The 12,581-nt window shown below is 61.9% G+C and carries 10 protein-coding genes; 1 reads left to right on the top strand and 9 read right to left on the bottom strand.

Annotated elements, in window-relative coordinates; all coding sequences use genetic code 11:
- Nucleotides 1–181: 181 nt before the first annotated feature.
- Nucleotides 182–901 carry a helix-turn-helix domain-containing protein gene (locus JT360_RS23825; protein WP_214474609.1) on the bottom strand — a complete coding sequence of 240 codons (720 nt, stop codon included), beginning with the start codon at nt 899–901 and terminating at the stop codon, nt 182–184.
- Nucleotides 902–1,160: 259 nt separating this feature from the next.
- Here JT360_RS23825 and JT360_RS23830 point away from each other — a divergent pair, with 259 nt between their 5' ends.
- Nucleotides 1,161–2,519: a trimethylamine monooxygenase gene (locus JT360_RS23830; RefSeq protein ID WP_214474611.1), complete on the top strand. Its 1,359-nt coding sequence runs from the start codon at nt 1,161–1,163 to the stop codon at nt 2,517–2,519.
- 179 nt (nt 2,520–2,698) lie between these two features.
- Here JT360_RS23830 and JT360_RS23835 read toward each other — a convergent pair whose 3' ends face one another.
- The 8 genes from JT360_RS23835 to JT360_RS23870 form a co-directional block, all read right to left on the bottom strand.
- Nucleotides 2,699–4,261 carry a hypothetical protein gene (locus JT360_RS23835; RefSeq protein ID WP_214474613.1) on the bottom strand — a complete coding sequence of 521 codons (1,563 nt, stop codon included), beginning with the start codon at nt 4,259–4,261 and terminating at the stop codon, nt 2,699–2,701.
- Nucleotides 4,262–4,545: 284 nt separating this feature from the next.
- Nucleotides 4,546–6,525: an ABC transporter permease gene (locus JT360_RS23840; RefSeq protein ID WP_214474615.1), complete on the bottom strand. Its 1,980-nt coding sequence runs from the start codon at nt 6,523–6,525 to the stop codon at nt 4,546–4,548.
- Nucleotides 6,522–7,601, bottom strand: coding sequence for a quaternary amine ABC transporter ATP-binding protein (locus JT360_RS23845; RefSeq protein WP_214474617.1), 1,080 nt, complete (start codon nt 7,599–7,601; stop codon nt 6,522–6,524). Before JT360_RS23845 ends, JT360_RS23840 begins: the two co-directional genes overlap by 4 nt.
- A 76-nt stretch (nt 7,602–7,677) precedes the next feature.
- Nucleotides 7,678–8,652, bottom strand: coding sequence for an ABC transporter substrate-binding protein (locus tag JT360_RS23850; protein WP_214474619.1), 975 nt, complete (start codon nt 8,650–8,652; stop codon nt 7,678–7,680).
- 26 nt (nt 8,653–8,678) lie between these two features.
- Nucleotides 8,679–8,834, bottom strand: coding sequence for a hypothetical protein (locus JT360_RS23855; RefSeq protein ID WP_214474621.1), 156 nt, complete (start codon nt 8,832–8,834; stop codon nt 8,679–8,681).
- 246 nt (nt 8,835–9,080) lie between these two features.
- A complete protein-coding gene (locus tag JT360_RS23860) occupies nt 9,081–9,845 on the bottom strand; it encodes an SDR family oxidoreductase (protein ID WP_214474624.1) in 765 nt (254 codons plus the stop codon).
- Nucleotides 9,846–9,935: 90 nt separating this feature from the next.
- Nucleotides 9,936–10,733 (bottom strand): DUF427 domain-containing protein, encoded by a 798-nt coding sequence (locus JT360_RS23865; RefSeq protein ID WP_352128228.1) that lies wholly within the window; start codon nt 10,731–10,733, stop codon nt 9,936–9,938.
- 89 nt (nt 10,734–10,822) lie between these two features.
- Complete coding sequence (locus JT360_RS23870) at nt 10,823–12,478, bottom strand: ABC transporter substrate-binding protein (RefSeq protein ID WP_214474628.1); 1,656 nt, start codon at nt 12,476–12,478, stop codon at nt 10,823–10,825.
- Between the last annotated feature and the right edge of the window lie 103 nt (nt 12,479–12,581).

Consider the following 12,581-nt stretch of genomic DNA (forward strand, 5'->3'; position numbering starts at 1 on the left):
CTGGAGGGGGAGATGCCCGGCAGGGCAGAGGGGGGCGCCGTGGAGCGCCGGCCTTGCCCTCGGCGAAAGACCACCAAACGCTCCCTGAGTTCGCGGCGATGATCGATTGACAATTCGGCGGGACAGCGCCCCCCTCTGTCCTGCCGGACATCTCCCCCACGAGGGGGGAGATTGGCAAACCTTAACCCGCGCTGCTCTGCGGATAGCAGATGATCGAGAGATACCGCATCGGCAGTTTGGTCAGTTGCTCCGGCCCATGCGGCGCATCGGCGTCGAAGAACAGGCTGTCGCCGGGCTTCATCGGGTAGAGGTTGCTGCCGTGCCGGTACACGACCTCGCCCTCCAGCATATAGAGGAACTCCATCCCCTCGTGCTGGAAGGTCGGGAACACGTCGGAATCCTCGGTCAGCGTGATCAGATAGGGTTCGACGACCACGCCGCTGGTGTTGGAGCCGATATGGCCGAGCAGATTGTATTGATGGCCGGCGCGGGTGCCGCGGCGCTCGACATCGAGGCCTTCGCCGGCCTTGACGAAGACGGCGCTGCGCTCCTCCTCGAAACGGCGGAAGAAGGCTGTCACCGGGACGCCAAGCGCCCGCGACAGCGCCTGCAAGGTGGTCAGCGATGGCGATGTGATGCCGTTCTCGATCTTCGACAGCATGCCCAGCGAAATGTCGGTGGCGACCGCGAGATCGGCGACCGTGATGCCGAGCTTCTTGCGGAACGCCCGCACCTCGCGGCCGATCGCCACCTCCAGCACCTTCTCACGGGTGTCGCGTATGGCATGCGGGTTCTGCGTCAGCGGCGCCCGTATGGTCTTGCCGTCCGCCGAGACCTTCGGCAGCGGTTTTGCCTTTGCGCTCGCGGGAGCGGCCTTGGAATCGGAAATTGCCTTTGCCATGTCGCTCCCGAATCGTCAGGATTTATTTCACTCAAGGTGAACATGTCAGGTGCCGATACATGAGCGCAACAGCGACGGCAAGCCATCTTGTGTCGTATGCGCCTGTCCGGTGATTGCAGCCGCTGCAGGTTTTTCGCCAGGAATTCGTTGCGCGCAAACGCAGTTCGCGCAGATGTCTGTTGACAGCAGGCAAGCGCCAATTAGTGTCACTGTCAGTGAAATTTGTTTCGCTGGGGAAATCAAAAAGAGGAGGCCCGGAATGAACACTCGCGTTGCCGTCATCGGAGCCGGACCGTCCGGCCTGGCACAGCTCAGGGCCTTCAAGTCGGCGGCCGACAAGGGCGCCGACATTCCCGAGATCGTCTGCTTCGAAAAGCAGTCCGATTGGGGCGGCCTGTGGAACTACACCTGGCGCACCGGCCTCGACGAGCATGGCGACCCGGTGCACGGCTCGATGTACCGCTACCTCTGGTCGAACGGACCGAAGGAATGCCTGGAATTCGCCGATTACACCTTCGAGGAGCATTTCGGCCGGCCGATCGGCTCCTACCCGCCGCGTGCCGTGCTGTGGGATTACATCAAGGGCCGCGTCGAGAAGTCTGGCCTGCGCAAATGGGTGCGTTTCAACAGCCCGGTGCGCATGGTGACGTTCTCGGACGAGACGAAGAAATTCACCGTCACCGCGCATGACCGCACCAACGACGTCACCTATTCGGAAGAGTTCGACAATGTCGTCGTCGCCTCCGGGCATTTTTCCGTGCCCAACGTTCCCTATTTCGAAGGTTTTTCGACCTTCAACGGCCGCATCCTGCACAGCCATGATTTCCGCGACGCGATGGAGTTCAAGGGCAAGGACATCCTGATCATCGGCCGCTCCTATTCGGCCGAGGACATCGGCTCGCAATGCTACAAATACGGCGCCAAATCGATCACCTCCAGCTACCGCTCGAAGCCCATGGGCTTCAAATGGCCAGAGAATTGGAAGGAGGTGCCGCTGCTGCAGAAAGTCGTCGGCAAGACAGCGCATTTCAAGGACGGTACAACGAAGGATGTTGACGCCATTATCCTCTGCACCGGCTATCTGCATTCCTTCCCGTTCCTCACCGACGATCTCAAGCTCAAGACCGCCAACCGCATGTGGCCGCTGGACCTCTATGAAGGCGTCGTCTGGGAGAAGAACCAGCAACTCTCCTACATCGGCATGCAGGACCAGTTCTACACCTTCAACATGTTCGACGCGCAGGCCTGGTTCGCTCGCGATGTCATCATGGGCCGCATCAAGCTGCCGTCGGCCGAAGCGATGGCCGAACACGGCGCCAAATGGCGCGCGCGCGAGGAGACGCTCGAAGACGCCGAGCAGATGATCTGGTTCCAGGGCGACTACACCAAGGAGTTGATGGACCAGACCGATTATCCCGGCTTCGACGTCGAGGCGGTCAACCAGACCTTCATGGAGTGGGAACACCACAAGGCGGAGAACATCATGGGCTTCCGCGACCACGCCTACCGCTCGCTGATGACCGGCACCATGGCGCCGCTGCATCATACGCCCTGGCTGCACGCCCTGGACGACTCGATGGAAAGCTACCTCGAGGTGAAAGGGGTGGCTGCCGAGTAGGCATGATCCCGAGCCGAAGGAGCGTCGCAGGACCTTCGATACACGATCGGGAGCATAGCATTGGCGAGCGGCGGCATTCCGCCGAACTGAACAGCGCCGTCCAGGCGGGGGAGGCAGCGCCACCGGGCTGCCTTATGTTCATTATTTCGCTCTCGATAGCATTAAAGGTTTTCGCTCACTCAGACGAACAAAAAGTCACCCGCTGTCAGCGTGCTCGTAAAGTTCGCAAGAGTAATTTGGTCGGTTCCTGCGACAATGATGGTGCTGGTTCCATCTTGGGTGATAGTGAGATCATTGAACGATTGCACATCCTCCACACCACTAAACACGATACTGTCGCCTTGGTTCTGGCTGAAGTCTTGGATAGTATTTTGGATTCCGACCGTCATTGAACCGTCATCCCTGAATATGAACTGATCTTTGCCGCCCTGAGCGAATTCGCTCAGTTGCCCATCACCCCACATGTCATTGATGACCGTGCAGCCGGGGGCCGCGCTCCCAGCGTACAGGGTATCGTTTCCACCCTTGGCCGAGCCGGACATGTGTAGGGCGTCGCCGCACAGGAAGTTGCTGACTTGTCCGCTTTCGCTGTTCGCGCCCCCGGTAAGAATATCGTTGCCGCCCCTGGCGGACCCGGACATAGCAAGTGCGTCACCGTACAACTCGTTTAGAACATCCGGACCGGAGTCCCTGTTGCCGCCGGTCAGGGCATCGTTGCCGCCCACAGCGCTGTCGAGCATCGTGGCGGCGTCGCCATAGCCCAGATTATGGGTGCCTTGCAGCACCGCCACGTCATCGCCGCCAAGCGCATGGCCGGACATGGTGCCGCCCGCGTCGCCGTAGAAAGTAATCTGCGAGCCACCGGCGCTCGTGAAGGTGTCGTTCCCGCCCTTGGCGAAACCGGAAAGACCGCCGCCCGCATCGCCATAGAGTGTTTTGTTCGGGATCGCCCCACCCAGGTCTGTGTAATGGTCGTCGCCGCCCTGAGCATGGTCCGACATGTCACCGCCGGCGTCACCGAAGAAAGTGCTGGTGGAAAAGAAGGCGCCGATGAAGGTGTCGTTGCCACCCCTGCTGTGGCCCGACATATCGCCGCCGGCATCACCGTAAAAAGTGTTGAGTGAGTCGGTCCTGCTGGTGAAGCTGTCGTCGCCGCCTTGCGCACTGCCGGACATGTTGCTGCCGGAGTCGCCGAAGAAAGTGTTGGTGGCCTGTCTAGAGCCCTGAAAGTTGTCGCTGCCACCCTTGCTGTGATCCGACATTTCGCCGCCCGCATCACCGTAGAAGGTGTGGGTAGCTCCTTGGACAGTGCTTGTCAGGAAGGTGTCGTCGCCACCTTGGGCATGGCCGAACATGTTGCCGCCGGCGTCACCGTAGAAAGTGTCGACCACCTGTCTTGCCACTCCACTGTTGAAGGTGTCGTTGCCGCCCTTGCTGTGGCCCGACATATCGTCGCCCGCGTCACCGTAGGCGGTGGTGGTGGTGGACGACAGCGCCGTGGTGAAAGTGTCGTCACCGCCTTGAGAAAAATTGAACAAGCTTCGAGCCGCGTCACCGAAAAAAATGTAGGTCGAGGGTGCGGTTTCCGTAAAAGTGTCGTTGCCGCCTCTCGAGAAGTCGAGCAGGCTGCCGCCAGCATCGCCGGTCAAGATATTCGTATTTGGATCGCCTGCGAGGATGTCGTCGGTGCCCCATTGATGACGTATTAGATCACCGGGAGTAAACGGAACGCGGTTAGACATTGTACCCTCTCCTGTTGAGCCTACCCGACCCATGACAGCCCTACGCTGCTATGTAGGAGCGAACAATAATCCGGAAGCGGTAAGTCTTTAGGCGTAGGGATCAGTAGCCCTTCACTAGCCGCTCGTGGCGATAGAGTAATTCCAGGAAAGTGTGAAACGGTTTTCCCGGGAAAAGCGCGTAGCGCTTTCCCTTGGGAATTGCGTCAAAACAAAGAGTTAGAGCAGATCGCCGTTTCCGTGAAACGGTGAACTGCTTTAGCCAGCCGGCCGAGTTTCGATTTTGGCTAGCCAAGCCTCGCCCGTGCCTTCGCCGTCCAGGCGTTGAACAGCCGGTCGGCGACGATGCCGATGAAGGCTATTGCCAGGCCCGCGACGATGCCGCGGCCGGAATCGGCCTTGGACAGCGCGATGAACACTTCCTGGCCGAGATCGCGGGTGCCGACCATGGCGCAGATGATGATCATCGCCAGCGCCATCAGGATCGTCTGATTGACGCCGAGCATGATCTCCGGCAGCGCCAGCGGCAATTGCACGCGAAAGAAGGTCTGGCGGGGCGTGCAGCCGGAAACCTTGGCCGCCTCGATCAGTGCCGGCGGCACCTGCCGGATGCCGTGATTGGTGTAGCGGATCGCCGGCACCACGGCGAAGGCAATCGTTGCGATCATCGCGGTGACGTCGCCGACTCGGAACAGCATCACCACCGGGATGATGAAGCAGAAGGACGGCAGCACCTGCAGCGTATCGATGATAGGTGTGACGATCTTCTCGAAGCGATCGCTGCGCGCGGCCGCGAGCCCGATCGGGATGCCGATCAGGCAAGCGATGAAAGCCGAGATGCCGCAGAGATAGACCGTCGCCATTGTCTTTTCCCACAGGCCGGTGATGGCGCAGAAGGCGGTCAGCGCCGCGACAAGCGCGGCCAGGCGCAAGCCTGAGAGCTGATAGCCGGCGAGACCAAGCAGGAACACCGCGCCCAGCCATGGAAAGCCTTCGCAGAAGGCACGCAGCGGGTTCAGCACGTTGAGGATCAGCGCCACGCGGAAGGCCTCGATCGTGTCGAAGAAGTTGATCGTCACCCAGTTCACCGCCGCCTTCCACAGCGGCGCGGTGGTGAAGGTGATCGCCTTCGGCACCGCCGCGAAGACCGGCACGAAGAGCCCAATCAGCGTGGTGACGGCAAGGATGGCGACAGCCAGTGTCAGATTGGGGTAGCGCCGCCACAGATTCGGGCTCGCCACCTGATGGACATGCCCCTTCGCCTGCTTGTGCGCGATGGCCTGGCTCAGGCGGTCGAGCGCGATGGCCAGCGCGACGATGGCGAGGCCGGCTTCCATCGCCTCGCCGACCTTCAGCGCGCGCAGCGCGAGCAGCACGTCGTAGCCGAGGCCGCCGGCGCCGATCATCGAGGCGATGATCACCATGTTGAGCGCCAGCATGATCACCTGGTTGACGCCGACCATCAGCGTCGGCCGCGCCGAAGGCAAAAGCACGCGCCACAGTTTCTGCCGCGCGGTGCAGCCGGCCATTTCACTGAAATCATCGATCTCGGACGGCACCCGCGAAAGCCCGAGCATCGTCGCCCGCACCATCGGCGGCGTGGCGAAGATGGCAGTGGCGATCATTGCAGAGACTGGGCTGTTGCCGAACAGAAGCAGCATCGGGATGAGATAGGCGAAGGTCGGGATCGTCTGCATCAGGTCAAGGGCAGGGGAAACGATCAGCCTTTCGGCCCACGGCTTGCGCCAGGCCCAGATGCCGGCGAACAGTCCAGTGACGATGCAGAACGGCACGGCGATGGAGATCAGCGCCAGCGTCAGCATGGCGCTGGTCCATTGGCCGAACAGCGCGATGTAGAGAAAGCAGCCGCCGACCAGCATGCTGAGTTTCCGGCCGCCCACGGCATGCCCGGCGAGGAAGGCGGCGGCGCACACACCAACCCAGGACAGGCGCGGCAGGACATAGGCGTCCGCGCCATGACCGATCTTGAAGTTCTTGGCCAGCAGATTGAGCGCGAAGTCGAGCGGGACGCCGAGCACCGCGGTGATCGAGCGGGTCAGCCACGACAGGTTCGACTTGATCCAGCCCATCAGCGCGCTGACCCAATCAGCGATGGGGATGACGGCGCCGGCCGGATAGTCGACTGCCCAGGGCAGGCTGTCCTGCAGCAGGAACACCGCGAGCACGGTTGCAAGTGCTGCCGCCCAGACCAGCAACCAGCGCTGAACTGGCGGCCGTGCTACGCTGACGCTTGCCGTCACCGTCATGCGCCGGCTCCGGAGCGCTCGATGCCGGCCAGCAGATCGATCACCGCTTGCGGCGTCACTTCGCCGATCGGCTTGCCGGTGCCGTTGACCACAGCGAACGGCTTGCCGGCGGTGACGATCTCGGCCGAGAAGCTGGCTATTTTTGCCTCAGGCGCAACCGTGCCGCCGTGCTCCGAGCCATCGCAGGCGCGCATCAGGCTGCGGGCCGAAATCACCTTGGCGCGGTCGACGTCGCGCGTGAACTCGGCGACATAGTCGGTGGCTGGATTGACCACCAGCTCCTCCGGCGTGCCGATCTGGATGACCTCGCCATCCTTCATGATGGCGATGCGGTCGGCCAGCCGTATGGCTTCGTCGAAATCATGGGTGATGAAGACGATGGTCTTGTGCAGCATGGTCTGCAGCCGCACCAGCTCATCCTGCATCTCGCGTCGGATGAGCGGATCGAGTGCGGAGAACGGTTCGTCCAGGAACCAGATTTCCGGCTTTGTCGCGAGACTCCGGGCGATGCCGACACGCTGCTGCTGGCCGCCGGACAATTCACGCGGATAGAAATGCTCGCGGCCGCGCAGGCCGACGAGTTCGATCACCTCGCGGGCGCGTGCCTCGCGCGTCGCCCGGTCCTGGCCCTGGATGCTGAGCGGAAAGGCGATGTTGTCCAGCACGTTGAGATGCGGCAGCAAAGCAAAGTTCTGGAACACCATCCCCATCCGGTGGCGTCTGAGTTCGATCAGTGCCGCATCGGAAATTTTCAGCAGGTCCTTGCCCTCGAATTCGACCTTGCCGTGGGTCGGCTCGATCAGCCGCGACATGCAGCGCACCAGCGTCGATTTGCCGGAGCCGGACAGGCCCATGATGATGAAGATCTCGCCCTGGCGGATTTCGAGGTCGACGGCGCGCACGGCGCCGACCAGCCCGGCTGCGGTGACGTCGGCCATGCTGGCTTTGCCATCGCGCTCGCGGATGAAATTGGTCGCGTTCGCGCCGAACAGCTTCCACACGTTGCGGCAGGCAAGTTTTACCGGGCGGCCATCCGTGCCCGGTTGCGTCGACCCCTGTTCAGTCCCGTCCGTCATCCAATCGTCCTTCTGGAACATCAAGACTTGAGGCCCGGCGGATCAACGGCCGGGTCTCGCGTTTCCAATGGGACAATTACTGCGCCCAGGCTTTCCAGTCGGCCTCGTGGGCGGCAATCCAGGCGGCGGCGACGTCTTCCGGCGTCTTGCCGTTGAGGTCGATCTCGCCGCTCATCTTGTTCAGTTCGTCGGTGTCGATCGTGTAGGCCTTGGCCACCTTGTAGGCGACCGGCCATTTGTCCTTCATGCCGGACCAGGAGTATTTCCAGATTTCGCCATGCGGCTTGCCGCAATCATATTTGGCGTCGGGGTTCACGCCCCATTTCGGGTCAGTGTAGCATTCGGGCGTGTATTCGGGGAATTGCACCCATTCGCCCTTGTATTTGGCCGGCGCCCAGTGCGGCGAATAGATCCACAGCATGATCGGCGCCTTGCGCTGATAGGCGGAATCGAGTTCGGCGAACATCGCCGCATCGGTGCCGGCGTGGATGACGGTGAAGGGCAGCTTCAGCGCCGCAACACGCTCGTCGTCAAAGCCTTCCCATGTCACCGGGCCGCCGAGATAGCGCCCCTTCGGGGCCGTCTCCGCCGTCGAGAACGAAGCCGCGCATGTGGCGTCGAGCAAGGCATGCCAATCCGGCAGGGTCGGGCATTTCTCCTTCATGTATTCGGGAAACCACCACTCTTCCTTGGCCTTCGGGCCAAGCTTGCCGAGCCGCTCGGTCTGGCCGGTCGCGTCGGAGGCTTTCATGGCCTCGCCGGCGGTCGTGTCCCAGAATTCCAGGCCGACATCGAGGTCGCCATTGGTGAGGCCGGTGGTCAGGCTTGAGAGGTAGTCGGCGGTCGGATATTCAACGGTATAGCCGAGCTTTTCCAGGATGCCGCCGAGGATCTTGGCGTTCAGATTGACGCTGGTCCAGTCGAAAAGCGCGATCTTGATCGGGTCGTTGGATTCCGGGGCCGCGGCTTGGGCGGAAGGTGTCAGCAGGCTAAGCGTCGCGAGCGCGACAGCGCCCATCGATAGTTTCGAAATTCTGCTCCGAAATGACATGCTTGTTCTCCTTCAAGCTGTGGCGGTTATCGTTCGTTCCCTTCTTGCGACTTTTCTTGATTGTGTTGGAAAGACCTATCGTTGCGCAAGGCCGTTGCCGCCGTGTCGCGGCTGAAGCCTGCGCAGGCAAGATGGTGCTGAATTTCGGTGGTGATGAAATATGCCGGGAGGGTCAGCGTCATGACTGCCGATGGATCGCTGCGGGAGCGATCACCTGCGGATCAATTGCCAGTCTTGCGGCGCCCTGCAAGGTGCGAGCCATCAAGGTCTCATGATCTCGGCTATCAGCCCGGCAAGCCCCTTCTCGCCACGGCCGTTTCATGGGATGAAATTATATATACCAACGTTCATCGCGCGCAACGACTAAGGCTTTGCGTGACGCATAAATTCAGACCGTAGGCGAAGTCGAACCCGGCCGTTGGACATTCCTACCAGCAGACATAGCCGCCATCGACGATCAGATCGAGGCCGGTGACGAAGCTCGAGGCGCGGCTGGCCAGGAACACCGTCGGCCCGACCATTTCCTCCGGCGCTGCCATGCGTCCCATCGGCGTGTCGCGCTTGAAGATCTTCACCTCCTCCGCCACCTCCGGCCGCTTGTTCATCGGCGTCAGCGTATAGCCCGGGCTGACGACATTGACGCGCAGCCCGCGGTCGGCCCACTCCATGGCGAGGCTCTTCGACATGTGAATGACGGCGGCTTTTGAGGAGTTGTAATGCGCCTGCGTCAGCCCGCGATTGACGATCGTGCCCGACATCGAGGCGATGTTGATGATCGAGCCCTTGCGCCGCGCCAGCATCTTGCGCGATTCGGCCTGGCAGGACAGGAACACGCCGGCGACATTGACCTCGTGCACCCTCTGCCATTTTTCCAACGGCATCGTCTCGGCCGGCTCCGAACCGGCGATACCGGCATTGTTGACGGCCACCGTCAGCGCACCCAGTTCGGCCTCGACGTGATCGATCGCGGCCGCGAGGTCGCTCTCCGATGTCACCGTGCCGGTCAGGACAAGCGCCTTGCGGCCGAGCGCCGTGATCCTGTGAGCAGTTTCGTCCAGCCCGCCCTTCGATGCATGACCGAAACAGGCGACGTCGGCGCCGGCCTCGGCCAGTCCGATCGCGATTGCCTGGCCGATGCCGCTGCCGGCCCCGGTGACCAGCGCGACATCGCCGTCCAGCTTGAAAATATCCATCATGCCCTCCCTGTCTCAGAGAGGGTACGCATTGAACCATGCTTCGATCAAGCGCCCCGTGTGCCCAAGCGGATTAACAGGCGCCGATGCTCAGAAATAGCCGTTCGAGGCGGCCGTCGCCTCTTTCGGGATTTCCACGCCGTCGACCAGGATCTTGTCGACCAGTTCGTGGTGGAAGCAGACCAGTCCCTTGATGCGTTCGGCTTCGTGTACCGGCTCCGGATAGTACCAGACGAGGTTCTCGTGCCGCTTCTTGGGCGTCGTCACGTGATAGTAGTTGGAAATGCCCTTGTAGGGGCAGCGCGAAATGTAGCGGCTCGGCGCGAACATATCGAGCCGCGTGTCCGAAATCGGCAGATAGTGGCGCACCGGATGGCCGGTCTCGAACAGGAAGACGCCGCGGCGTGAATCGGCAACCTGCTCGCCGTCGAGGATGACCTGCACCCGCCGCGAGGATGGCAAGCAGTCGACCCGGCGGAACGGATCGCGGGCGTGCACGAAGATTTCTTCGTCTTCCTCATACCAGTGGGTCATCTTGGGCCAATAGAAGGACATGTAGTCCGAGAGGAGCGGGGATCCCTTGACCGGGTCGAGATAGCGCCAGGCGGCATCTTCGACCAGCGTGATGCCGGTGTTCAGGGAATAATGCGTGGCGACGCCCTTGAACGGGCTCTCGGTTGTCGTCGCGCTGGGCAGCAGGAACTCCTCGCGCACGTCACTCATCGGAAAGTAATAGACCGGCAGATGGTCGCTCTCGTAGAGCACCAGCGCCTTGGTGGTGTCGGCGACGATCATCGATCCTACCTGCACGCGCAGCCGCTTCTGCATCGGCATGGTGAAGGCGATGTAGCCCGGCTCGAACTCATACTGCACGATGATGTCGAGCACGGGGAAATGCGGTCCGCGACCGCGCAAATGAGGCTTGCGAATGGTAGTCTCCCGTCTTCTTGTCTTGGCGGCCGCGCGGTTGGACACGGTCAGCCTATGGATACACGATCAAGCAGCAGCCCGGCAGCGATCGGCGGCAAGCCGCTGACATTCTTGCGCACCGGCACCAGCAGATCCGGGAAATAACTGAAGATGACCGGCGTCTCGTCGAGCAGCAGCTTCTGGATGTCGGAGGCAGCCGCGCGCTGTGCGCCGATGTCGAGTGCCTTGAGGTAACTGGTGACCATGCCGTCATAGGCCGGGCTCTTGAAATGCGCCGCGTTCCACGGCCCGTCGCCGACCAGCGGGCTCTTCAGGAAGACGTTGGGCACGCTGCGATGCGCGTAATCGGTGATGCCGAGCGGGCTGTCCAGCCAGTCCGATTGGCCGAACACCGCCTTGCCGTAATATTTGTCCTGGTCCTCGATGTTGAGCGAGATGCGCGCGCCGATTTCCTTGGCGAAATTCTGGAACAGCTGCGCATAGCCCGGAATGTCGGAATAGCGCAGCGTCGTCAGTGTGATATCGAACCCGCCTGCGAGGCCCGCCGCTTCCAGGAGCTGCTTGGCCTTTGCGATGTCCTGGACCCGCTGCGGCACCGTCTTGTCGGTCGCGGGGAAGGCCGGCGCGAACGGGCTGTCATTGCCGGTCGCCGCCATGCCGCGGCACAGGCCATCGACCAGCTTGGAGCGATCGATGCTGAGCGCCAGAGCCTGGCGCACGCGCTTGTCGGTGAAGGGACCGGTGTCGCAGCGCATGTGGAGCTGGCGGTGCGCGGTGGAGGCGACACGCAGCACCGTGATGTCGGAGCTGTTCAGCACCACCTGGCTGACATCGAGCGGCACCGCATCGAGGATATCGACCTCGCCGGCCTGCAGCGCCAGGATACGCGGCTGCACGTCGCCGTAGAATTTGAACTCGAGCCGGTCGGGCAGCGCCTTCTCGCCCCAATAATCGGTATTGCGCACGAAGGTCGCGCCGACCTTCGGCGTGTAGGTCTCGAGCCGGAACGGGCCTGTGCCTTCGAAGGTTTTCTCGTAGTCGCCCTTGTAGCTCGCCGGCAGGATGACGGCGTTGTAGTTGTCGATCGACACCGAATAGGGAAAGCTGCCGTTCGGCGCATCGAGATGGAAGGCGACGGTGTGGTCATCGACCTTCTGTGTGCCGCCCTTCGACAGCAGGCCCTTGAACACGGAAAGCGCATTCGAGGCGCCCTTGGGGTCAGCCAGCCGGTCGAAGGTCGCGACGACGTCGTCGGCCTTGAAATCCTCCCCATTGTGGAATTTCACGCCCTTGCGCAGCTTGAAAGTCCACACACTGCCGTCCTCGTTCGGCGTCCAGCTTTCCGCCAGCACTGGTTTCAGAGTGAGGTCGGGCTGGGTGATGCACAGGAACTCGGCGGTCTGGAAAACCAGTTGGTAGCTGCCGCTGTCATAATAGGTCACCGGATCGATGGCGCCGCCTGGCGTCGCGACGCCGGCGCGCACCGTGCCGCCCGGCTTGCCTTCGGCGCGTGCCTTCTGCATGCCGAGGCCGGCAGCTGCGACAAGGCTGCCCAGGAACGGCAGCGAAAGGCCAAGCACGCTGCCATGGCGCAGGAAATCGCGCCGGTCGAGCCTGCCCGCCAGCAATTCGTCGACAGCGGAATTTTCGATTGCACTGAGATTTCTGCGAGTGGCGTCGATCATCCTGAAATGCCTTGGCATGGCTGCATTCCTTGCTTGCCCTAGGGAGATTGGCCATTTAGGTCATTGTTGACCGCGACCGGAAAGCGATATTTTTTGATGGGGCTCATCGAAATTTTCGATG

The organism is Mesorhizobium sp. dw_380 (assembly GCF_018588885.1).
Classification (GTDB): Bacteria; Pseudomonadota; Alphaproteobacteria; order Rhizobiales; family Rhizobiaceae; genus Mesorhizobium.